The following is a 22608-nucleotide window of genomic DNA, read 5'->3' on the forward strand; positions in this document are numbered from 1 at the left end:
CCACCCGGAAGGCCACCAGTTCGGCGCTGCCGCCGGCCCGTGCCGGGGTGCCCTCCATGGTGAACTCCACCGGCTGCCCCGCCTGGCGCGTCTGCTCCACCAGCGCGTGCAGGTCGCCGGTGGACGGCGTCCTGTCGGCGGCGCCCTGGTGGTCGGGGTTGAGCACGTCCAGCAGGTGCCGCAGGTCGGTGATGGCGCGCCGCCCGGTGTCGGTCACGGCGCTCAACGTGGCGTCGAGGCGATCGGGTGCGGCGGTCAGGTACCGGGCCGCCTCGGCCTGCACCACCATGGCCGTCACATGGTGGGTCACCACGTCGTGCAGGTCGCGGGCGATGCGGGCGCGTTCGGCCGCGCGGGTCGCCTCGGCGACGCGGCGGCGGCGTTCGGCCTCGGCGGCCCGGGTGGAACGCAGCCAGGCCCCGATGCCCCAGGCGCCCGCCAGCGTCACATAGAACATCACGTACTCCGCCACTCCCGCGGTCGAGCCGAGCCGGTCGAGCGCGACCGCCAACGGCACGTACGCCGCCGACAGCCCGATCACGGTGAGGCGCCGGTGCCGCTCCAGATGGGCGCCCGCGCTCAGCAAGGCGACCGGCAGCGCGGCGCCCGCGTACGCGTGGTAGTCGCGGAGCTGGTCGACGGCGAAGCCGAGCGCCACCAGCAGGAGGCAGACCGCCGGCCACCGCCGCCGCACCGTGAGCGGCAGGCCCTGGAGGGCGACCGCCGCGACGGCCAGTGCGTCGTAGGCCCTGGCCGGCTGTTCGCCGATGCGCGTCCCGTCGCCTTGGAGCGCCGGCAGCAGCGACATGACGGTGAGCAGCAGCGCGAGCGGTAGATCCCGGACTGTGACGTCGCACCGCCGCCACAGTTCCGGGATGCGCCGAAGATCGGTCACTGGGAGAGGGTAGCGGTCGCGGCGGCTCGGGCGGAGCGCCGTCGGGGAACCAGGTTGCCGCGCCGGTGGGCCAGCCAGAGGAACACGATCGTCGCCAGCACGCAGAACGTGATCGCGGGCGGGCTGGCCTCCGGGCCGAACGAGCCGCCGGTGTAGAAGGCCGGGCCCGAGATGTCGCTGTTCAGCAGCCCCTCCGTCGCGCCGTTGCCGGAGACCTCGGTGCTGAAGATGCCGGCCTCGGCGAAGTTCCAGCCGAAGTGCAGGCCGATCGGCAGCCACAGGTTGCGGGTGGCGGCGTAGGCGGCGGCGAGCATGCCGCCGGCCTCGATCATGATGGCGATGGCGCCCCACAGGCTGGCGTGCGGGTTGGTCAGGTGGAACGCGCCGAACAGCGCGCCGGTCAGCACCATCGCGATCCAGGTGCCGAGGCGCTGCTCGATGAGGCGGAACAGGACGCCGCGGAACATCAGCTCCTCGGTCGCGGCGGCGGCGGCCATGAAGCCGATGAACCCGATCGCGCCCTCCGGCGAGCCGAGGCCGTCGACGTGGTAGGCGCCGTTGAAGGCGATGTTCCCGATGACGGCCGAGAACAGCGCGACGCCGACCACCAGCCCGCGGCCGAAGGCGGGGACGGCGCCCTTGCCCGCCACCTCCTCCGGCGTGCGGCGCTCGGTCCGCCGCACCACCCACCGGTAGACGACGACCGCCAGCACGGCCGTCGCGACACCGATGACCATGGTGAACAGGCCGTTCCCCTCGACGGCGGCGGCGCCCATGCTGCCGACGAAGGCGACCGCGGCGACGGCCGCGAACGGCAGCACCAGTTGCCCCAACAATCGCATGACGACTCCTTGGCGTTAGCGGGATCGCGCGGCCGGAACGCCGCGGTGACATGGAAAAACGCTAGGGATTCGTCGGCCCGGAATCTTCCCCGCACAGTGGACACTCGCGTGTAGCTCGCACGGGGGACAAGCACGCGCGCGTCGGCGGCCGGCGGGCAGGGGACGCGGGGACACCGCGCCTCCGCCGGCCCTCACGGCCGGGTCAGGAGGTGCCGGCCTGCCCCGCGGACCCGGTGAAGACTCCGGCGTTCCACATGACGCGCACATGGTCGATCAGCGGCGGCCCGAGGGCCCGCAGGGCATCCGGGTCGCCCTCGGCGACGGCCGTGGTCACCATCGCGCTGGTCGCCGCCACGATCATCCGGCAGCCGAAGCGGCCCGCCTCGTCCGTCGCGCCCAGCAGGTCGGCGAGCGCCTCGGTGAGGGTCTCCCGCAGCCGGGCGCGCCGCCGCAGCGCCTCGGGTCCGGCCGCGTGCACCTCGACGAGGAAGAGCCGCGCATAGGCCATCTCCTCGGCCAGCGCGCGCAGGTACGCGGTGATCGCCCGCTCGAACAGCGCCAGCCGGTCCCCAGCCTGCTCGGCGGGCGGCCCGCCGCCGCGCGCCCAGCCCGCGCCGTCGTCCACCGCCTCGGCGATCCGCTGCAGCAGCAGTTCGCCGGCCGCCTCGAAGGCGGCCATGAAGCAGTCCAGCTTGGACTCAAAGAGCTCGTAGAAGCTCTGCCGCGACACCACGGCGCGCTTGAGCACGTCCGCCACCGACGTGGCCACGTACCCCTTCTCCGCCATCACATCGGCCATCGCGCGGCAGAGCCGCGCCCGTTGGATGCGCTGCACCTCCGCGCGTGGCAAGGCGTGGCGCCCGCGAGGCAGCCGGCGGGCCCCCGGATCCTGCATCCGACCACCATAGGGGACACACCGCCCGATCATTCAGACGCCGTTGTCCTTCTGGTGGCCGACGGGTGGCGCGCGATGTCCACCGGCCGACCGGGTGCGGCTGGAGCCGGAGAGAGGCCGGACGGTGGACTACCGCGTTCGTGTCGGCCGGTTGCTCAGTTGGCGGAGCCGAGTTCGGGCAGGTTCTGCGCCAGCGGCACGAACTCGTCCGCCGTCAGCCGCCCGTCCTTGTCGGTGTCGTACTCGGCGAACAGCGCCCCGACGATCCCGGACAGGTCGTTCACCTCGGCCGCCGGGAACATCCCCGCGATCGCCGCGGTCACCTCTTCGACGGTGAGCCGGCCGTCCCCGTCGGTGTCGTACCGAGCGAACACCGCCTCGTACTGATCGGACATGATCCCCCTCCGCGACGCAGCCGATGGCCCCCGATCGTAACGACTTCCGGACGAGACGTTCGCACCGAACGGCACGAACGCGGCGAGGAGGCCGGTGTGAACCGTATCGGTGCCGCATGCCCGGCCGTCGGCGGGCTGTGCACCGTGAAGCCGACCGGACCGGACGAGCAGCCCCCGGTCCCGTGATCGCCCGCGGCCCGTTCAGCCGCGCCTCCGGACGGCCTTGTGGACGATCTCGGCGACGTTGTAGCCGAGGAGGCTCGCCACGTCGGCCAGTCCGGGGGCGCTCAGGATCGCGTTGGCCTCACCGGGGTTGAGGCTGCGATGCCAGCGGGTGTCCTCGACGGGCTTTCCGTCCTGCCAGTACGCCCGCGCTTGGGCGACGAACTTCTCCGCCTCCTCGCGCCCGGGCCCGTCCAGGCTCTCGATGAACTCGGCGAGTTGCTCCTTGCCCACGTACGGAACGAAGGAGCTCCAGTTCCCGCCGGTGTCGTGCAGCCGGGTGTTGTCCGGTTCGGGGTCGAGCGGCAGGTGCAGGAAGGCGCTGAGGCGTTCCAGTGCGCGTTCCGGGTCGGCCATGTAGTCCTCGTAGCGCACGGTCAGCAGCGGCAGCCCGAAGGTGTTGACGGTGCGGATGGCGTCGACGTAGGTGTCCCGCCAGATCTCGGCTCCCCGCCACAGCGGCTCGCCCGTCCGGTTCCGGTGGCTGATCGCGAAGGCGAAGGGGTTGCGCACCGTGGCGATCACGGCCACCTGGGTGCGGTTTCCCGGGTCGGCGCTGCGTTGTTCGACGGCGTGCCGCAGCCATGCGACGTACTTGCTGCCGTCGATGATGACGGAGGCGCCGAGCGACCGCGCGAACTGCCCGTGCATGCCGAGGATGTCGTCGTACGTCACGCGTTCCCGCAGCGCGTCGGTGAAGTGCCGGCACTGCCTGCCGAGCAGGGAGCAGGGGCCGCACCGCCGCCCGGAGGTCGGGTGGCTGAGCTTCGGGAACTGCGTGAAGTTGTTCAGCTCACCGACGTAGTGGGCCCTCCTGATGCGGGTGGTCATATCGCGCCCGATCAGTGTCGAGCCGGAGAACAGGGTGCCGACGACGAACACCGAGGCCGGGGGCTGCTCCTGCCTCTTGGACAGCCTCAGCCGAATGTTCGTGCGCCGTGCCGGGGCCTCTTGCGTCTCAGCTTCCATCTCCACGTCCACGGGTCAGGATCGGTGTGCCCTCGCACCCGGTGCCGCCTGGAACGGGCGTGTCGCCGTGGCTTGAGGAAGTCGTCTCGCGCTCCCTCGCCGACCGGGGCGGAAGCGGCGAAATGACCGCCCAGACATTGTGCCTGTTACCAGCGAAAACCGCAGCAGCGCCCCGGGCGGGGGCGCCCGGCCGGATGCGGACGGCATGCCGCCCCGTAGGGCGCCGCGTCGGCGGGCTCGACGGTAGTGACACGGGAGTACGTCCCGCGCGCGCGTGTACGCGGATTCGCGTAGTGCGTTTGTCGCCTCGTGGGGGACGTCGGCGACGGCGCGGCGCACGACCATGAACGGATCAGCGAGAGCCCATGCGAGGGAGCGGTTTCATGTCTGATCCGGGTACGAGGACGAGGACTCACTGGGCGACGATCGGGGGCCTGCTCGTGGGCGCCTTGGGGATCGCCATCCTGTGGGCGGCCGGGGTGGAGTTCCCTGTCGCGATACCGCCGGGCATCGTCATCCTGCTGGCGGGCGCGCTGTTCGTGGGATTGACGCGCTGGCGCTGGTCGCCGGGGGTGGGCGCGTTCCTCGGCCTGTTCGTGACCGTCGGCTTCCTGATCAGCCCGGACGGGCTGGGCAACCTGACGGGGGACAGGGGGGCGGCGGTGGCCGTCGGGCAGGCCGTGCAGCAGGTCGGCGTGATCACCACGTTCATCACCGGCGTGATCGCCACGTGGGCCGCCTACCGGGGCCGCGACCGCGTCCCCGGCGGGCGGTAGAGCCGTCGCGACGCCTGCTGTTCGCCTGCCGGTTCGGCTTGGACCGCCGGCAGGTGGACGGCGCCGTCCGTTCGCCGGGTGCGGCGGGGAGACCGCACCCGGGTCGGGCCGGTCGGCGTGATCAGCGAAGCGGTGCGGCGGGCGGCGGCGCCGAACGTTTGCCGGGCCGCCGAAGGGTAGGGCAGCACCCGAGGAGCGAGGTGATTCCCATGACGTACACAGCGCAGATGCTGGACACGTATCCGGCCGAGATCAACCTGGAGCACGACCGGCTTTCCCATGTCATCGACGCGCTGACCAGCTGCACGCAGGCATGCACCGCCTGCGCCGACGCGTGTCTGTCGGAGCCCGCCGACGAGCTGCCCCGGCTGGCCCGCTGCATCCGCGACAACCTCGACTGCGCCGACATATGCGCGGCCACCGCCGCCGTGCTGTCACGGCACACCGGTTACGACGCCCGGCTGACCAAGGCGCAGGTCGAAGCGGCCATCCAGGCCGTGAAGACCTGCGGTGACTCGTGCGCCGAGCACAGCGACCAGCACGCCCACTGCCGCCTGTGCGCCCAGTCCTGCAACGAGACCGGGCGGGCCCTCGAGGGCCTGGTGCCGCTTCTCGAGCCGAGCGGCAAGGGCGCGCAGCAGCCGCACCAGGCGGCGCCCCAGCAGGGCATGTGAACGGCGAGCGTCCCGGCCTCACGCCCAGCGAGAGACCGGGACGGCCCTTCCCTCACAGGGTGTAGAGGGAGGGGCGGCGGTCGCCGAAAAGGTCGTTGCGGGGAGAGACGGCCTTGGACGCGGCGCACTCCAGATCGATATCGGCGGTGGCGTCGGCGCCCTCGGCGAGCACCCAGCCGTCGGTACCGACGATCGCGGTGCCCGCGGTCCACTCCTGGCCCCGTTCGGTGCCGGACCGGTCGCAGCAGGCGATGGCCATCCGGTTGACGCGGGCCGCCGCCATGGCGATCACCACCTCGGGCGGACGCTCCCCCGAGGGGCGGTCCACGAGCGGCCAGTTGACGGGCGCGGCGACCAAGCGGGCGCCCGCCAGCGCAAGCGTCCGCGTCAGCTCGGGGAACTCCAGGTCGTAGCAGATCAGCACGCCGACCGGCCCGGCCGCGGTCGCCACCACCGGGGGCGGCCGGTCGCCGGGCGTGAACAGCAGCTTCTCCCGGTCCCACAGGTGGGTCTTGCGGTAGACGGCGCGGACGCCGCCGCGGTCGACGACGGCCGCGCTGTTGTACAGGCGGCCGTCGTCGCCGCGTTCGCAGAACCCGCCGACGACCACGGCCCGGCCGGCGGCCGACGCCCACTCCCCGAACAGCGGGTGGGAGGGGGTCACGGCGACCGCCGCGGCCTCCTCCGCCGACTCGAAGACGTAACCCGAGGTGGCCAGTTCGGGCAGCACGACGACGTCCGCGCCGCCCGCCGCCGCGGCGCCGATCGCGCTCGCCGTCAGCTCGCGGTTGGCGGCCAGGTCCCCCAGACGCGGCGCGAGCTGACGGCAGGCGACGCGGATCACTGGGCGGGCGGGTCGTCGCGCAGGATCTGGGCCAGGACGTCGAACTCGTTGAACAGCGTCCACTCCTCCACGATCCGGCCGCCGGAGAAGTACAGCTGCGAGATGCCCCACAGGTGGACACGCCGTCCGGTCGGCCGCCCGTACATCCCGTAGCCGCGGTGCGTGCCGACCGCCGTCCACCGCACGGACGCGGCGTAGCCGTCGCGGTCGTTGCCCATCCAGTAGACCTCGTCGACGTGCATGCCGAGGTCGGGGAACGTGGCGAGCAGGTTGCGGGCCATGCCGCGCACGTCGGCGCGGCCGTAGCCGGTGCGGTTGGTGGTTCCGTGCCACCGCACGTTCGGGGCGTAGGCGCGGTCGATGGCGCTGAGGTCGCGCCGGTTGTAGGTGTCGTGGAACAGCGCCCGGACCGTGTGCTCCAGGTCGAAGCCGCCGTTCGGGTCGGCCGCCGGGTAGGGCTGCGGCTTGCGTCCGCCGGTGAGCCGCTCGACCTCGGTGATGTTGCGGTCGGCGAACGGTACGGCGCCGCCCTCGTTGCCGAACGCGCGCGCCGCCTCGAACACGTCGATGCCCAGCTGCGCCAGCTTGGCGGCCGTGTTGTAGAGGACCCACTCCTCGTAGATCTCGTTCTCCCGGACGACGCAGTTGGCGATCACCCAGGTCTCCAGGCGGCGGCCGGTGGGCGGGCCCCAGCGCCACGGGCCGGTGTGGTGCCCGATGTTGATGGCGCGGTGCGAGGTGACGAAGCCCTGGTCCTCGTCGCCCGCCCAGATCACGTCGTCGGCGTAGTGGCGGCAGTCGGGGAAGGCGTTGATGCTCTGGATCGTGCCGTTCACCAGGCCTTCGACGCCGTACCGCAGGCCGCTGTCGTCGTACAGGCGGCAGCCGGGGCTGTAGGTGTCGTAGATGTAGCCGACGTCCTGGTCCTCCCAGATGCGGTGGGTGATGCGGACGATGTAGTCGACGATGTCGGTGTAGGTGTCCTCGAAGCCCCGCATCGGCTGCCGCCGCGCGCCGTGCACCGGGCCGCCGGGCAGGTCGGCGCCGTTGCCGGGGCGGACGGAGATGGAAAAGTCGGACGGCATCGTCCGCTGGATCGGCGCGTTCATGGCGATCGGCGCACCCGCCGGGCGGTCGGGCCCGGATTCCCGTTCTGTCTCCATATGTTCTCGGCCTTTCCGTGTTCGGTCGGGGTCAGCGGTAGCGGGCCAGGCGCAGCGTCGCCGTCGCGCCGTGCGCCGCCATGCCCTCGTACTCCGAGATCACCTCGACGGCCTCGGCCAGCAGCGGCGTCGCCTCCCGCGAGGCCCGCTGGAAGGTCAGCGGCTTGAGGAACCGCGAGACCGACAGCCCGGCGCTGTGCCGGGCGCCGCCCGCCGTGGGGAGCACGTGGTTGGTGCCCGCCATGCCCTTGTCGGAGTAGGCGACCGTGCTCCACTGCCCGAGGAACACCGATCCGTAGTTGTGCAGTTCGTTCAGGTAGTAATCATCGTCGGCGGTCTGGATCTCCAGGTGCTCGGGGGCCAGGTCGTCCATCAGCGCCACCGCGGTCCCCCGGTCGGCGGCCCAGGTCACCGAGCCGTGGTCGCGCCAGGCGGGGCCGGCGATGTCGCGGGTGGAAAGGCCCTCCAGCTGCCGCTCGACCTCTTCGATGACCTTGACGCCGAGGGCCTCGGAGGTGGTGACCAGCGCGGCGGGCGACTCGGTGCCGTGTTCGGCCTGGCCGAGCAGGTCGGCGGCGACCAGTTCGGGGTCGGCGGTCTCGTCGGCCAGCACGGCGATTTCGGACGGCCCGGCGAGCAGGTCGATCGCGACGGTGCCGAACAGCTGCCGCTTCGCCTCGGCGACATACGCGTTGCCGGGGCCGACGAGCATGTCGACGGGACGCTCGCCGAGCAGGCCGAACGCCATCGCGGCGAGCGCCTGCACCCCGCCGAGCACGTACACCCGGTCGGCGCCGGACAGGTACGCCGCGTACAGCACGGCGGGGTCGGCGCTGCCGTCGCGGCGCGGCGGGGTGCACGCCAGCACCGTCTCCACCCCGGCGACCTTGGCGACCCCGACGGTCATGCACGCGCCCGCCAGCAGCGGGAAGCGGCCGGCCGGCAGGTAGGCGCCGACCCGCTGGACCGGGACGTACCGCTGCCCGGCGACCAGGCCGGGGGCGAGTTCGACCTCGAAGTCGGTCAGGCGGGCGCGCTGCTCGCGGGCGAACGCGGAGGTCCGCTCCACGCCGAGCTCCAGCGCCTGGCGCAGCTGCGGCGACAGGTTGTCGCCGGCCCGCTTCAGGTCGTCGCGGGAGACCTCCACGTCGGGACGGTCCCAGCCGTCCAGCTCGCGGGCGTAGCGCAGGACGGCGTCGATGCCGCCGCGCTCGATGTCGGCCAGCATGCCCGAGACGCGCTCGGCGACGCCCGGGTCGGTCTGAGCCGCGGGCGCGTCGGAGCCGGGCGCCTTCAGGATCTTGTAGGCGCCGTCCAGCTCGGCGAGACGGGCAGGGGTGAAACGCATGTCACAACCTCACGTGCAGGGTCGGAACTTGCCAGGGAACGGCCGTCAGGGGGACGGCTCGTCGCCGCGGGCGTGGGCGATCTGGGCGCGGATCGCGATCTCGTCGTAGATCCGCCATTCCCGGACGACCCGGCCGTCGCGGAAGAGGAACTGCGAGGCGCCCAGCACGTCCACGGGCGAGCCCGTGGGCCGGCCGTAGCGCGGGATGCCGTCGTAGACGCCGCGCAGGACCCACACCACGGCGACGCGGACGCCGCCGTGCGGGGCGGAGTGGTTGGCGGCGACGTCGCGGATCTCGATCCGCGCGCCGGGGAACGGGGCCAGCAGGTCCAGCAGGGCCCGCTGGTAGCCGTCGGGGCGGATGACATCGCGGTGCCCGGCGGTGTGGCAGGTGACGTCGCGGGCGATCCAGTCGGTGACCCGGTCGAGCCGCCGCCCGTTCCACACCTGTTCGATCAGTTCGAGGACGTGCTCGCACTCACCTCGGAACGCCGCCCCGCCGTCCGGGCGCGGCCCCGAGTCCCCGCAGGTCAGCGGGGACTCGGGGGGTGCGCTGCGGACGACGCCGCCGGGGGCGAAGGCCAGGTCGCGGGCGATCGCGTCCGGGTCCAGGCCGAGCGCCTGCACGACCGCCAGTTCGTCCCGGACGACCCATTCCTCCTGCATGACGCCGCGCCGGTACAGGCAGGTGGCGATGGTGCGGGACGTGAACGGCCGGTGCGTGGGCGGCCCGTAGTGCGACATCCCGGTGTGGGTGCCCGCGCTGAACACGCGGTGCGAGCTGACGAACGCGTCGTCGCCGCGTGCCTCCCACACCACGTCGTCGGCCTGCCCGACCCGGTCCGGAAACGCGTTGATCTTCTGCAGCGTCCCGGACACCACCGGTTCCACGCCCCGGACCGTTCCGTAGGCGCCGTGCACGACGGCGTCGGCGGCGTAGTTCTCGCGGATCAGGCCGATGCCGCGGCGCACCCAGATCCGGTCGGTCCACTCGACGATGAACTCCTCCGGATCCCGGTACGGGGCGTAGGCCACCTCCTTCAGGGCCGTGCCTTCCGGGGCGATCTGTTCCGGCTGCATGGTCGCGGTCAGTTCCCCTCGCCCTCGTTGATCTGCCGGATGCGCTTGGCCGCCGCGGCCAGCTCGGTGCGCACGTCGGCGCCGTGCGCCATCTTGTTGATCGCGACCTCCAGGGCGTCCTGGATCTGCGGCCAGTCGAGCGAGGTGGGGATGATGCGGCCGTTGCGCAGCGCCACCTCCTGCAGCTTCGGAACGCCGCGGTTGGCCTTGTTGACCTCCTCGTCCAGCATGTTCGACACGTGGACGGCGACGCCGGTGGCCTTCTCGGGGTCGGACTTGTCGAGCGCGACGGCGCGTTCGGTCTTGGGGTTGGTGAGCCACTTGAGGTACTCCCAGGCCGCGCCCTGCTTCTCGGAGCTGCGCAGCACGCCCATCAGCCAGGTCATCCCGTAGGACACGCGCGCCTTGCCCGGCATCCCCGGAAGCTGCGCGGGCAGCACGTTCTCCGCCACGTCCGGCTTGACCTTCTGCGGGTTGCTGAAGTCCTCGTACTGCCAGGTCCAGGTGAGCACGGTGTTGGCGTTGCCCTGCTCCATCGACTGCGTGGCCTCGGTCTCGGTCCAGTTGGTCGACGCCGGCGGGCTGTACTGCTTGCGGACCATGGAGATGTACTTCTCGGTGGCCTCGATGCCCTCGGGCCTGTCGAAGGCGACGCGGCCGTCCTTGTCGAACAGGTCGCCGCCGTTGCTCCACAGCATCGACAGCCAGGTGAACAGGTTCTGGCCGCTGCCCCGCCCGTACTGGCCGGCGAGCGGGTGCCGCGAGTCGCTCTTCTTCAGCTTGTCCAGCTGGGAGATGTACTCGTCCCACGTCTCCGGCGGTTTCATGCCGAGCTTGTCGTAGGTGTCCTTGCGGTAGTAGAAGGCGTAGGCGAAGCCGCGGAACGGGATGCCGTACACGGTGCCCTTCGGGTCGCCGGCGGTGGCGGCCTCGCGGAACGGCGGCGGGAAGTCGTTGAGGTTCATCCCGGACTGCTTCATCACGCCGTCGAGGGGCTGCACCCCGGCGCGGACGGACGCGCCGAACGCGTCGGTCCAGGCGACCAGGTCGTAGGTGCCGGTGCCGAGCGCGCTCTCGGCGACGATCTTCTGCAGGAACGACTCATAGGGGATGTTGGCCCACTCGACCTCGATCCCGGTGCGCGGGGTGAACTCCTTGCCGGTGCGCTCCCGCAGCCCGAGGAACTGCGCGGTGGTGTTGCAGCAGATCAGCAGCCTGATCTTCTGCCCGCCGTACGGCTTGCCGGTGAGCAGCCCCATGTCGTCCAGGGCGCCGGTCCGGACGACCTCGGTGAGGTCGTGGTCGGCCCGCGCCGTGGCGCAGCCGCCGGCGAGCAGCACACCGGCCAGGGCGAGGGCGACGGGCCGCGTCGCGCGCCGCCGCAGCAGGGCCAGCCTCATTTGATCGCTCCCATCGTCATGCCCTGGGCGAAGTGCTTGCGGACGAACAGCGACAGCACCAGCATCGGGCCCATCACCATCAGCCCGGCGGCGGCCATCTGGCCCCATGCCACGCCCTCCGGGCGCACCAGCGTTATCAGCCCGACCGGAAGCGTGGTCGCGTTCTCCTTGGCCAGGAAGGTCGGGAACAGGAATTCGTTCCACGACAGCAGGAACGAGAACACCGCGCAGACGAAGATGCCGGGGGCCGCCAGCGGGGTGACCACCCGCCACAGCAGCCGGATCTGCCCGCAGCCGTCCAGCCGCGCCGCCTCCTCGATCTCCAGCGGCAGCCCGTCCACGAACCCCTTGAGCAGCCAGGTGATGTACGGGACCACGATGGACAGGTTCACCACGACCAGGGCGGTCCGGGTGTCCAGCAGACCGAGGTCGCGGAAGAGCGTCAGGAACGGCAGCGCGATCGCCACCCCCGGGATGAACTGCGTGGCGACCATCGCCAGCAGCATCGACCGGTGCCCGGGGAAGCGGTACCGGGAGAACGCGTACGACGCCAGCAGCGCCATCGGGATCGCGATCACCGTGGTCGCCACACCGACGGTCACGCTATTGGCGGTCGCCGCGACCAGGTCGTTCTCACCGCCGATGATCTTGCGGAAGTTCTCCAGCGTGGGCGAGAACCACGGCGAGGTGGAGAACGCGTCCTTCTCGGGGCGGAACGCGGTGATCGCCAACCAGAAGATCGGGAACAGGACGAAGAACAGGATCGCCAGCGTCGCCACCACGTGACACACGCGGCCGAGGATGCGGCCGGGCTTCATTTCGCCTCCTGCCGGGCCATGATGAACAGGTACAGCGCGGCGAGCACGCCCAGGACCACGACGAGGATCCAGGAGATCGCCGAGGCGTAGCCGATGTCGAGGAACTTGAACCCCTGCGCGTAGGCGTAGAAGTTGAGGGTCTCGGTGGCCCGCCCGGGACCGCCGCCGGTGATCGTGACGACCTGGTCGAACAGCTTGAGCGAGAACACCGCCTTGAGGAAGATCACGATCAGCAGCAGCGGCCGCAGCAGCGGCCAGGTCACGTAGCGGAACCGCTGCCACGCCCCGCAGCCGTCCACCCGTGCCGCCTCGTGCACCTCCGGCGGGATCGAGCCGAGCCCGCCGAGCAGCATCAACGCGATGAGCGGGGCCCAGCCCCACACCTCGGTCAGTACGACCACGACCTGCGCCCAGAACGGCTCTCCGAGCCAGTTCACATCGGCGGTGAACGGCAGCACCGCGCCGATCATCTTGTCGTAGACGCCGTGGTCGGGGTTGAGCATGAACCGCCAGGAGAAGCCCTTCAGGGCCGGAGCCACCGCGAACGGCAGGATGAGCAGCGCCTTGGTGAGCGCGGTGAGCGGGCCGCGGCGGTTGAGGATCAGCGCGATCGCCAGGCCGAGCCCGACCGACAGCGTCACCGACAGCAGCGTGAACCAGGCCGTCACCCAGACGCTGTTGAAGAAGGTCCCGTCGTGGAAGGCCCGGACGTACTGATCGAAGCCGACGAATCGTCCGGGCGTGCGCGTCTCGTTCAGCCGCCAGTGCCGGAAGCTGGTCACCAGCGCCGACACCAGCGGGTACACCGTGGTGAGCACGATCGCGATCAGTGCGGGCGCCAGGTGCGCATAGGGCACCGCCAGGTTGCGCCGGCGGCGCCGGCCTGATCGCCGGGTCCCCTTGGCCGAAACCCGTTGGGCCCTCTCGGGGCGCGTCGGCTGCTCGGCCGTGGCCGCGGTCATGGCGCGTTCCATCTGTTCGGCTTCACTGCGGTCTCCTTTGCGGCGCAGATCGCGCGGGGGGCTGAGGTGTCCGGCAGTGTATGCGTATTCACAACCGGGGATCAAGGCATCACCAGGGTCTTTCTTCCTCAAGATCCCAACTTTTGGCCTGTTCATCCCCACCCTAGGCTTCACCCGGCATGCTCGATCCATGCGCTGTGAATATCCGTATGCACGCTGCACCGAGAGGTGAACCGGACAAGCGGGGCACAAGCCGGAACCCGTATGCGCGCCGTCCCCGCACCTCGACCCCACGCCCGTGCAGGCCGAAAACCCAGCCGCCCCACCACCCCCGGCAACCCTCACGCCAACTCCCGGAAGAGCTGGACGCAGACGCCCCGCACCGGATGCCACGAGGGCCTGAAAGCCGGCGCACTCCCCACCCCGGCGGCCCCGGACGACGAGGACGCGCCCACGTGATCAGGCCGGCCTGGCGCGGCAAGCGGGCCCAGAACGTGGCAAGGCGATGAAACCGAGGCAGCACGCCCCGACCTGTCCGGAGGGACGCCGCCGATACCGGAGCGGCATGCCGGGGCCGCATGAACACCTGGAGGGCCTGGACCAGAGGCCCGCGTACCGCGTTCCACACAGAATCGGAGGTCGGCGCTCTCGCCGTCCGGCGCGCAGCGCAACGACCGCTGCGGCGACACGACCACTTCGCAGCGACTTCGCAGCGACATGGCCAGGGCCACCGCTGACGCCTGCCCCGGAAGATCTGGACTGAACGTCTCCAGGCCGGCGCGGTCGGCCTCGGCGGGGGGCGAGGCGGGGGTCAGTCAGGAGGGGCGGGGGCGTGGGTGCGGCGGAGGATCAGTTCGGGGGTGTAGACGACGCGTTCCAGGTCGGCGTCGGGGGTGGTGATGCGGGCGACCAGGAGGCGGGCGGCGGCGCGGGCCATGCCGTGCAGGTCGTGGCGGACGGTGGTGAGCTGGAACGCGGTCCAGGACGCCATCGGGATGTCGTCGAAGCCGATCACCGTCAGCTCGTCGGGCACGCGGACGCCGGCCTGCAGCGCCGCGTCCAGGGCACCCAACGCGATGACGTCGTTGCCGCAGAAGACGGCGGTGGGGCGGGGGTCGACGGTCAGCAGCTCGGTCAGGGCGTCGCGGCCGGTGGCGTACTCGAACGGGCCGCGGCGCACCCGCTCCTCCGGCAGCCCGACCCCGACCTCGGCGAGCGCCAGCCGGAAGCCGTACTCGCGGTCGCGTCCCGTGCTGGTCTCGTCCGGGCCGAAGATCCCGGCGATCCGGGTGTGGCCGAGCCCGGCCAGCTCCCGGGCCACCAGCCCGGCGCCGTGCCGGTTGTCGACCACGGCGGCGTCGGCGGGCGTCCCGCTCTCCCGGTTGAGGTAGACGAACGGCAGCCGGCGCCTGCGCAGCTCCGCGGGCAGGCCGGAGTCGAGGGTCGTGGTGGTGAGCACCACACCGTCGATCGAGCGGTCCAGCAGCCGCTCGGAGGCGATCACCTCGTCGGACCGCTCGGTGAACAGCATCATCCGGTAGCCCAGGCGCTCCAACTCGTCGTGCAGGGGCGCGACCAGATGCGGATAGAACGGGTTGGTCAGGTCGGTGACCAGGACCCCGATGCGCTTGGTCGAGCGGGTGGACAGGCTGCGCCCGGCCTCGCTCGGGACGTAGTTGAGCGCCTCGGCGGCCTCTTTCACCTTGCGGCGCGTCTCGGCGGAGATCCGCGGGTCGCCCCGCAGCGCCCGCGACACGGTGGGCTGTGAGACGCCCGCCAGGCGGGCGACGTCTCGGCTGGTGATGCCCACCGGTCTGCCTCCACAGGTTGTGCCGTACCGACGCAAGCATACGTCTTTCACGGCCGCTCCCAGGCGAAGACCGACGCCCTCGTTGACAGACCGATGTCACACTGCCGTATCGTGCATACGTATGAACACTATGCCCACGGTCCGGGTCAAGCAGGCCGAGCTGGCCCGGCGCACCATCCGGCGAAGCGACTTCGTCTCCTGCGACCAGGCGTTCATCGACTGCCGGACGCCCGGTTCGGACCGCAAGGAGAACTACGCGATGATCGGCCCGGGGGTCAGCCAGAGCCCCGGCCAGGTGATCAACCTGCGCGAGCCGCACGGCTTCAACGTCGGCGCCGCCGCCATGCCCAACGGCGTGACCAACAGCATGCACCTGCACTTCACCGCCGAGGTGTTCCTGTGCTTCCGGGGCGAGTTCCTGGTGCGCTGGGGCACCGACGGGGTGGACGGGGAGCTGGTGATGCGCGAGGGCGACATCGCCTCGATCCCCACCTGGGTGTTCCGCGGCTTCACCAACGTGGGTTCCGATGACGGCTGGCTGTTCACCACGCTCGGCGAGGACGACACCGGCGGCATCATCTGGGCGCCCTCGGTGCTGAAAGAGGCCGAGAAGCACGGCCTGTACCTGACGGCGGCGGGCGAACTGGTGGACACGGTCGCCGGCGACCCGCTTCCGGACGAGTCGCAGCTGGTCCGGCCGATCACGGCGGAGCAGATCGCCGCGTTGCGCACCTACAGCGCCGAGGAGATGCGCAAGCGCGTGGCCACCCCCGACGACCTGGTGTGGAGCGACGCGCCGTTCCTCGACTCGCGGCTGCCCGGCGGCGGTGCCAGGCTCGCGGCGGTGGTGGGCTACGGCATCACCGAGGACCGCTTCCAGGAACCGCTCATCGGCAACCCGCACGGCCACTCGATCGCGTGGCTGCGCGCGCTGCCCGGGCAGGGGGTGTCACGACACCGGCACGGCCGGTCCCAGGTGCTGATCGTCAAGGACGGCGAGTGGGAGGTCACGCTGAACGGCCCCGGCGAGGAGCTGTCGGTGCGGCTCGGCCCGTGGGACATGCTGTCGATCCCCGAGGGGGCGTGGCGCGCCGTCCGCAACGCCGGCGACGCCGAGGCGTCCATGGTCGTGGTGACCGGCGGTGAAGGCCGCGTCCGCCTGGAGTGGGACGAGGAGGTCGTCAGGCAGGCCGCCGACGCGGGCGTCGCCCTCGACCACGGCGGCTACCTGGCCCCCGCCGCGCTGGTGCCGCGGCGATGACACCGGCCGTCCTGGTGCCCGGCATGCTCTGCGACGCGGACCTGTGGTCCGGCGTGGAGCTGCCGGACACCGTGCACGCCGAGATCACCGCGCCGACCGTCACCGGCATGGCCGAGCAGGTGCTCGCCGCGGTGGACGGGCCGTTCACGCTGATCGGCCTGAGCCTCGGCGCGATCGTCGGGTTCGAGGTGCTGCGCCTGGCTCCCGAACGCGTCACGGCGCTGTGCGCGATCTCCACCAACGCGGCCGCGCCGACCCCGCAGCAGCTCGCCGGCTGGCGGTCCATGGACGAACGCACCGCCACCGGCGGGTTCGAGGCGGTCATCCGCGACGACATCCTGCCGACGATGTTCGCCGAACCCGGCCACGACGACCGGTTCTGGGGCATGGCCCGCCGCATCGGCCCCGACACCTTCCGCGCGCAACTGGCGGCGCAGGCGACCCGCACCGACGCGTTCGGCGTGCTGGCGTCCGCATCGTGCCGGGTGCTGACGGTCTGCGGCAGCGACGACGCCCTGTGCCCGGTGGCCTTCCACCGCCGGATCGCCGAGGCCGTGCCGGACCGGCGGGCACGGCTGCGCATCCTGCCCGGGGCCGGCCACCTGCTGCCGATCGAACGCCCGCGCGTGCTGGCGGGCCTGCTGAACGAGTGGCTGAACGACAAGTGACGACGAAGGAGAGCCGACCCGTGCCCCAGATCCTGAAGAAGCCCGTCCCCTCTGAACGCGTCGCGCACGACCTCGGGCAGGTCCGCGAACGCGTCGAGGCGATCATCGCCGACGTGCGGGAACGCGGCGACGCCGCCGTCCGCGAGTACTCCGAACGCTTCGACAACTGGTCGCCGGAGTCGTTCCGGCTCGCCCCCGAGGAGGTCGAGCGGATCATCGCGGGCGTTCCGGCCCAGGTGATCGAGGACATCACGTTCGTGCAGGAGCAGGTGCGCGGGTTCGCGCAGCTGCAGCGCGACTCGCTGACCGACTTCGAGGCCGAGACGCTGCCGGGCGTGCGGCTCGGCCAGCGGCACATCCCCGTCGCCGCGGCCGGGGCGTACGTGCCGGGCGGCCGCTACCCGCTGACGGCGTCGGCGCACATGACGATCGTCACCGCCAAGGTCGCCGGGGTGCCGCGGGTGAGCGCGTGCACGCCGCCGATCCGCGGCGAGATCCCGGCCGCGACGATCGCCGCGATGCACCTGGCCGGGGCGGACGAGATCTACCTGCTCGGCGGCGTGCAGGCGGTGGCGGCGCTGGCGGTCGGCACCGAGACGATCGGCCGCGTCAACATGATCGCCGGGCCGGGCAACGCCTACGTCGCCGAGGCCAAGCGGCAGCTGTTCGGCGAGGTCGGCATCGACCTGTTCGCCGGCCCCACCGAGATCCTGGTGATCGCCGACGAGACCGCCGACCCGTTCACCGTGGCGGTGGACCTGCTGTCGCAGGCCGAGCACGGCCCCGACTCCCCCGCGATCCTGGTCACCACCTCCGCCGACCTCGGCCGCGAGGTCATCGAGCACATCGAGCGGCTGCTGCCGGGCATGCCGACCCGCGACTTCGCCGAGCCCGCCTGGCGCGACCACGGCGAGGTGGTCGTCGTGGACTCGGTGGAGGAGGCGTTCGCGGTCGCCGACGGCTACGCCGCCGAGCACGTCGAGGTGCTCACCGCCGAGCCCCGCCGGGCGCTGGAGTCGATGCGCGACTACGGCGCGCTGTTCCTCGGCGAGGGCACCTGCGTGTCGTACGGGGACAAGGTCATCGGCACCAACCACGTCCTGCCGACGCGCGGCGCGGCCCGGTACACCGGCGGGCTGTGGGTCGGCAAGTACCTCAAGACCGTCACCTACCAGGAGGTCACCGACCCGGCGGCGAGCGCCCGGCTCGGCGAGGTGTGCGGCCGCGCCTCGCGGGTCGAGCTGTTCGAGGGGCACGCCCGCTCCGGCGACGTGCGCGCCGCCCGGTTCGGCGACGCGTCCCTGCCCTGGCGCGACGAGGCGTACGCGTGACCGCGCACCGGGTCGCCGGGCGCACCGCGCTGGTGACCGGCGGCGGCAACGGCCTCGGTCTGGCGATGGTCCGGGCCCTGGCCGACGCCGGCGCCCGGGTGATCGCGGTGGGCCGGAACCGGGCCAAGACGGAGGCGGCCGTGGCCGGGCTGGCGACGCCGGGCCGGGCCGCCGCCTGCGACGTGTCCGACCCGCGCGACGTCGCGGCCCTGGCCGCCGAACTGGCCGACGAGGAGATCTCCATCCTGGTCAACAACGCCGGGGTGCCGGGGCCGGTCAAGCGGCTGACCGAGATCGAGCCCGAGGAGTGGGACGCGGTCTTCGACGTCAACGTCCGCGGCGTCTACCTGATGTGCCGGGCGTTCCTGCCGCCGATGGTGGAGCGGGGCGCGGGCGACGTGGTGAACGTGGCGTCGGTCAGCGGCAAGCGCCCGCTCACCGCGCGCACCCCGTACTGCGCGTCGAAGATGGCGGTGATCGGGTTGACGACCACGCTGGCCACCGAGGTCGGACCGGCGGGCGTGAACGTCAACTCGCTGTCGCCCGGCCCGGTCGCGGGCCCGCGGATGGAGCGCAACTTCCGGTTGGAGGCCGAACGCACCGGCACGTCCTACGAGGAGGCCGAGCGGGCGTTCGTGTCCCGCTCGGCGCTGGGCCGCATGGTCACCGAGGAGGAGGTCGCGGCGGCGCTGCTGGCGATGCTGTCGATGCAGGGCCTGTGCGCGGCCGACATCGACCTGTCCGCGGGGATGGTGGCGCGGTGAAACGGCGGCTGCGCGCCGGGGAGACCCTGGTCGGCGGGCTGCTGCGGATGCCCGGCGAGTTCCTCGTCGAACTCGCCGGGGTCGCCGGGCTGGACTACGTGGTGATCGACTGCGAGCACGGCCCGGCGGACCTGGTCGCGCTGCAGCACCATCTGACCGCGGCGCAGGCGCACGGCCTGCCGGTGCTGGTCAGGGTGGGGCAGGACGACCCCGGTCTGGTCCTGCGCGTGCTGGACCTCGGCGCGGCGGGCATCATCGTCCCGCACGTGGACACCGCCGAGGACGCCCGCCGCGCCGTCGCCGCCGCGCACTACCCGCCGCTCGGCGAACGGGGTTTCGCCACCTACAGCCGGGCGGGCCGGTTCGGAGCGGCGAGCATCCCCGACCACCTGCGGGACACCGCGGACCGCACGCTCGTCGTGGTCATGGCCGAGACACCCGAGGCCTGCGCCAACGCCCCGGCCATCCTCGCCGTCGACGGCGTCGACGCGATCATGGTCGGGCCCGCCGACCTGTCGGTCGCGATGGGCCTGACCGGCGGCGCCGCCGAACCGGCCGTCCAGGAGGCCACCGCGCGGGTCCGCGCCGCCGCCGAGGAGTCCGGCACCCCGATGATGACGATCGTCAACTCGCCGCCCCAGGCCGCCGCGGCCCCGCCGGGGCTGATCGTCTACAACCTGGCCCACGTCCTGCTGGCGACGTTCCGCACCCTCACCGAGACACGCCCCACCCCCTGACCCCCGGCCCGCGCGCCGCCGCTCATCCCAACTGCCGACGCGCGGGCCGGAACCACCATGCACGCGGAGGCGAGGGGGAGCCCGCGGTCGGGTCAGGTGAGTTCGTGGAGAAGACCTCCGTCGTAGAAGCGGCCCGCGCTGTAGACCATGGGCGGACGGTCGGAGTGGCCCGCCTCGACCACCCTGCCGATGAAGGCGGTGTGCGTGCTGGCCTGGAGCCGTTCGGTGATCTCCGCTTCCAGGTGGGCGCTGACCCCGTCGAGGACCGGGGCGCCCGTCGCCCCCGGGTGCCATGCCACGCCCGCGAACTTGTCGGGGTCCTTGGTGGCGAACTTGCGTACCAGGGCCTGCTGGTCCCGGCTGAGGATGTTGACGGCGAAGTACTGCTCGGCGAACAGCGACGGGTAGGTCGAGGACGTCTTCTGCACGCAGACCAGGATCAGCGGCGGGTCCAGCGAGATGCTGGCGAAGGCGTTGACCGCCAGGCCGCGCGGGACGCCCTCATGGCAAGTGGTGACGATGGTGACCCCGGAGACGAACCTCCGGTGCACGTTGCGGATCAGCTCCTGGTCGACGGCGGTGAGCACCGCGTTCACACCTCCTCCAGGGTCCGTGCGCCGGCCGGGGTTCCCGCGCCGACGGTGATGATGCCGAGCGCCTCCAGCAGTTCCCGGGGATCCCAGGTGACGTGCTCGGTGACGATGAGACCGCCTGCCACATGCGCGAAGGTCGCGCCGGACACCGCCACCGTCCGGCCGGTGGGCGGCACGCCGAGCATCGACCCGGTGTGCGTGCCACCGCTGTGCCACCGGATGGCCAGCCGTCCGGGCTCCCCCACGATGTCGTCGATGACCGTGGTCAGGTCGGGGAAGGCACGGCGGCAGGCGGTGATGGACGCCTTGAGCTCCTCCCGCGTCTGCCCGTCCGGCGAGGTGCGGCCGTAGCGGCGGTAGTCGGGCGCGAGCAGATCGTCCAGCGCCGACACCTCCCCCAGGTCCCAGGCCGCGTGCCAGATGTCGCGGACCTTGCGCTTCAGTTCGTCTCCGGTGGTCACGACCGCGCTCCCTTCTTCACCGTCTCGGCCATCAGAACCGGTTCCGTCCGCGCCGCCGGCACGGCGGGCACCTGCGGTGCGACGGCGGCCGGATCGTCCTTGAGATCCTTCCACAGCGACACCAGCAGCCCGCCGATGATGAGGATGAACGGCGCCGAGGAGACGATGACCGTCTGCTGCAGCGCCTCCAGCCCGCCCGCCAGCAGCAGGATGACCGCGAGCGCTCCGGTCACCGCGCCCCAGACGACCAGCACCGGGCGGCGGGGGCGCAGGCTGCCGCGCGAGGTCAGCATGCCGAGCACAAAGGTGTTGGCGTCCGCCCCGGAGATGAAGAACAGCACCGCGAGCAGGATGACGACCGTCGAGGTGAGGGCGGGCAGCGGGAACGCGTCGAGCAGGGTGAAGAACGCGCTGTTGATGTCGGCGGCGGTGGCCTTGGCGACATGGCCGCCGTGCCGCATGTCCAGTTCGATCGCCGAACCGCCGAACACCGCGAACCAGGCGAAGAACGCCAGGCTGGGCACGCCGAGCACGCCCAGCACGAACTGCCGGATCGTCCGGCCCCGGGAGATGCGGGCCAGGAAGACGCCGACGAAGGCGCCCCAGGCGATCCACCACGCCATCATGAAGTAGGTCCAGCCCTGCATCCAGGCGAGGTCGCCGAACGTCGGCCCGCGCAGGCTCATCGCCAAGAAGTCGTTGACGTAGCGGCCGACGGACTCCAGGAACAGGTTGATGACGAAGGCCGTGGCCCCGGTGAACAGCACGAAGAAGAACAGCGCCACGGCCAGCACGAGGTTGGACTCGCTGAGGAACCGGATGCCGCGGTCCAGGCCCGACACCGCCGACGCGGTGAACAGCACCGTGGTGACGGCGATGATGACGACCTGGGTCGCCGTCCCGGACGGGGTGCCCAGCAGTCGGCCCAGCCCGTTGTCGATCTGCAGGGCGCCGAGGCCGAGCGAGGTGGTGGTGCCGAACAGCGTCGCGAAGACGGCGAAGATGTCGATGGACTTGCCGATGGGGCCGTTGACCCGGTCGCCCAGCAGCGGTGTGAACAGCGAGCTGACCAGCCCGCCGCGCCGCTTGCGGTACGTCGAGTAGGCGATGGCCAGCCCGAACACCGCGAAGACGGCCCAGGCGTGCACGCCCCAGTCGTAGTAGGAGTACTGCAGCGCCACCACGGCCGCTTCGGGGGTGCCCGGCGCGGCGAGATGGTGCGGCGGGGTCCCGAAGTGGGAGATCGGCTCGGCGACGCCGTACGACACCAGCCCGATGCCCATGACCGCGGACAGGATCATGGCGAGCCAGGAGTGGGTGCGGAACTCGGGGCGCTCGTCGTCGGCGCCCAGGCGGATGCGGCCGTACCTGCTGAAGGCCAACAACAGCAGCGCCACCAGCAGCACCAGCGGCACGGTCAGGTAGAGCCAGCCGAAGTTGCGGGTGATGGCGTTCAGCGCCGTGCTCATGGCGTCCATCTGCGTGTCGGGGGCGGCCACACCCCATCCGACGAAGACGGCGGAGACCGCCAGCGAGATCCAGAACACCGCGCCCGGTCTGCCGTGCGGCGCGGTGTCCGTCCGTGGCTGCATAGAGGCTCCCTTCCTCGCAGCTTGTATGGCAGACGACCGTAGGCCGGGGGTGTGACGTAGGTCAATACTCTCGGACCATTTACTTGCTGTTCAGGCTCACCAGCACTC

At 71.8% G+C, this 22608-nt stretch carries 23 protein-coding genes; 7 read left to right on the top strand and 16 right to left on the bottom strand.

The annotated features are described in order from the left end of the window. The 5 genes from QSK22_RS28450 to QSK22_RS28470 form a co-directional block, all read right to left on the bottom strand. Window positions 1-895 (bottom strand): histidine kinase (locus tag QSK22_RS28450; protein ID WP_285497502.1); only part of this gene is annotated, 895 nt, incomplete at its 3' end. Beyond that, window positions 892-1737: a CPBP family intramembrane glutamic endopeptidase gene (locus QSK22_RS28455; RefSeq protein WP_285497503.1), complete on the bottom strand. Its 846-nt coding sequence runs from the start codon at window positions 1735-1737 to the stop codon at window positions 892-894. The genes QSK22_RS28450 and QSK22_RS28455, both read right to left, overlap by 4 nt. A 202-nt stretch (window positions 1738-1939) precedes the next feature. Beyond that, window positions 1940-2524: a TetR/AcrR family transcriptional regulator gene (locus QSK22_RS28460; RefSeq protein ID WP_285497504.1), complete on the bottom strand. Its 585-nt coding sequence runs from the start codon at window positions 2522-2524 to the stop codon at window positions 1940-1942. A gap of 263 nt (window positions 2525-2787) precedes the next feature. Beyond that, entirely contained in the window at window positions 2788-3027 is a 240-nt protein-coding gene (locus QSK22_RS28465) for an EF-hand domain-containing protein (protein ID WP_285497505.1), read from the bottom strand. 201 nt (window positions 3028-3228) lie between these two features. After that, complete coding sequence (locus QSK22_RS28470) at window positions 3229-4218, bottom strand: sulfotransferase family protein (protein WP_285497506.1); 990 nt, start codon at window positions 4216-4218, stop codon at window positions 3229-3231. A 383-nt stretch (window positions 4219-4601) separates the two neighbouring features. Here QSK22_RS28470 and QSK22_RS28475 point away from each other — a divergent pair, with 383 nt between their 5' ends. Then, window positions 4602-4994: a hypothetical protein gene (locus tag QSK22_RS28475; protein ID WP_285497507.1), complete on the top strand. Its 393-nt coding sequence runs from the start codon at window positions 4602-4604 to the stop codon at window positions 4992-4994. Window positions 4995-5203: 209 nt separating this feature from the next. Beyond that, on the top strand, window positions 5204-5668 hold the full coding sequence (locus QSK22_RS28480) for a four-helix bundle copper-binding protein (RefSeq protein ID WP_285497508.1): 465 nt from the start codon (window positions 5204-5206) through the stop codon (window positions 5666-5668). A gap of 52 nt (window positions 5669-5720) precedes the next feature. On the opposite strand, the gene QSK22_RS28485 is transcribed toward QSK22_RS28480, so the two are convergent. The 8 genes from QSK22_RS28485 to QSK22_RS28520 form a co-directional block, all read right to left on the bottom strand. After that, the gene (locus QSK22_RS28485; protein WP_285497509.1) at window positions 5721-6512 is read right to left on the bottom strand and encodes a nitrilase-related carbon-nitrogen hydrolase; all 792 of its coding nucleotides are present in this window, start codon (window positions 6510-6512) and stop codon (window positions 5721-5723) included. Next, on the bottom strand, window positions 6509-7621 hold the full coding sequence (locus QSK22_RS28490; protein ID WP_285497510.1) for an ester cyclase: 1113 nt from the start codon (window positions 7619-7621) through the stop codon (window positions 6509-6511). Before QSK22_RS28490 ends, QSK22_RS28485 begins: the two co-directional genes overlap by 4 nt. A gap of 85 nt (window positions 7622-7706) precedes the next feature. Then, a complete protein-coding gene (hisD, locus tag QSK22_RS28495) occupies window positions 7707-9023 on the bottom strand; it encodes a histidinol dehydrogenase (RefSeq protein WP_285497511.1) in 1317 nt (438 codons plus the stop codon). 45 nt (window positions 9024-9068) lie between these two features. Then, window positions 9069-10103, bottom strand: coding sequence for an ester cyclase (locus QSK22_RS28500; protein ID WP_285497512.1), 1035 nt, complete (start codon window positions 10101-10103; stop codon window positions 9069-9071). Window positions 10104-10111: 8 nt separating this feature from the next. After that, window positions 10112-11503 carry an ABC transporter substrate-binding protein gene (locus tag QSK22_RS28505; protein ID WP_285497513.1) on the bottom strand — a complete coding sequence of 464 codons (1392 nt, stop codon included), beginning with the start codon at window positions 11501-11503 and terminating at the stop codon, window positions 10112-10114. Beyond that, complete coding sequence (locus tag QSK22_RS28510; protein ID WP_285497514.1) at window positions 11500-12321, bottom strand: carbohydrate ABC transporter permease; 822 nt, start codon at window positions 12319-12321, stop codon at window positions 11500-11502. The genes QSK22_RS28505 and QSK22_RS28510 overlap by 4 nt, the downstream gene beginning before the upstream one ends. Further along, window positions 12318-13283: a carbohydrate ABC transporter permease gene (locus tag QSK22_RS28515; protein ID WP_285497515.1), complete on the bottom strand. Its 966-nt coding sequence runs from the start codon at window positions 13281-13283 to the stop codon at window positions 12318-12320. The genes QSK22_RS28510 and QSK22_RS28515 overlap by 4 nt, the downstream gene beginning before the upstream one ends. Before the next feature lie 811 nt (window positions 13284-14094). Further along, on the bottom strand, window positions 14095-15093 hold the full coding sequence (locus QSK22_RS28520) for a LacI family DNA-binding transcriptional regulator (RefSeq protein WP_285497516.1): 999 nt from the start codon (window positions 15091-15093) through the stop codon (window positions 14095-14097). Between the two features lie 121 nt (window positions 15094-15214). On the opposite strand from QSK22_RS28520, the gene QSK22_RS28525 reads away from it, so the two are divergent. The 5 genes from QSK22_RS28525 to QSK22_RS28545 are packed head-to-tail and all read left to right on the top strand — an operon-like array spanning window position 15215 to window position 19854. Then, window positions 15215-16354, top strand: coding sequence for a cupin domain-containing protein (locus tag QSK22_RS28525; RefSeq protein ID WP_285497517.1), 1140 nt, complete (start codon window positions 15215-15217; stop codon window positions 16352-16354). Then, window positions 16351-17022, top strand: a complete 672-nt coding sequence (locus QSK22_RS28530; protein ID WP_285497518.1) for an alpha/beta fold hydrolase — start codon at window positions 16351-16353, stop codon at window positions 17020-17022. The genes QSK22_RS28525 and QSK22_RS28530 overlap by 4 nt, the downstream gene beginning before the upstream one ends. Window positions 17023-17042: 20 nt before the next feature. Further along, window positions 17043-18353: a histidinol dehydrogenase gene (gene hisD / locus QSK22_RS28535; RefSeq protein WP_285497519.1), complete on the top strand. Its 1311-nt coding sequence runs from the start codon at window positions 17043-17045 to the stop codon at window positions 18351-18353. Further along, a complete protein-coding gene (locus QSK22_RS28540) occupies window positions 18350-19117 on the top strand; it encodes an SDR family NAD(P)-dependent oxidoreductase (protein WP_285497520.1) in 768 nt (255 codons plus the stop codon). Before hisD (QSK22_RS28535) ends, QSK22_RS28540 begins: the two co-directional genes overlap by 4 nt. Beyond that, on the top strand, window positions 19114-19854 hold the full coding sequence (locus QSK22_RS28545) for an HpcH/HpaI aldolase family protein (RefSeq protein ID WP_285497521.1): 741 nt from the start codon (window positions 19114-19116) through the stop codon (window positions 19852-19854). The genes QSK22_RS28540 and QSK22_RS28545 overlap by 4 nt, the downstream gene beginning before the upstream one ends. A gap of 92 nt (window positions 19855-19946) precedes the next feature. Here the strand turns inward: QSK22_RS28545 and QSK22_RS28550 are convergent, their stop codons facing one another. The 3 genes from QSK22_RS28550 to QSK22_RS28560 are packed head-to-tail and all read right to left on the bottom strand — an operon-like array spanning window position 19947 to window position 22500. Further along, entirely contained in the window at window positions 19947-20450 is a 504-nt protein-coding gene (locus QSK22_RS28550; RefSeq protein WP_285497522.1) for a flavin reductase family protein, read from the bottom strand. Beyond that, window positions 20447-20908 (bottom strand): ester cyclase, encoded by a 462-nt coding sequence (locus QSK22_RS28555; RefSeq protein WP_285497523.1) that lies wholly within the window; start codon window positions 20906-20908, stop codon window positions 20447-20449. The genes QSK22_RS28550 and QSK22_RS28555 overlap by 4 nt, the downstream gene beginning before the upstream one ends. Next, complete coding sequence (locus tag QSK22_RS28560; protein WP_285497524.1) at window positions 20905-22500, bottom strand: BCCT family transporter; 1596 nt, start codon at window positions 22498-22500, stop codon at window positions 20905-20907. The genes QSK22_RS28555 and QSK22_RS28560 overlap by 4 nt, the downstream gene beginning before the upstream one ends. Window positions 22501-22608: the final 108 nt, after the last annotated feature.

It is taken from the genome of Actinomadura sp. NBRC 104425, from assembly GCF_030269545.1.
GTDB lineage: Bacteria > Actinomycetota > Actinomycetes > Streptosporangiales > Streptosporangiaceae > Spirillospora > Spirillospora keratinilytica.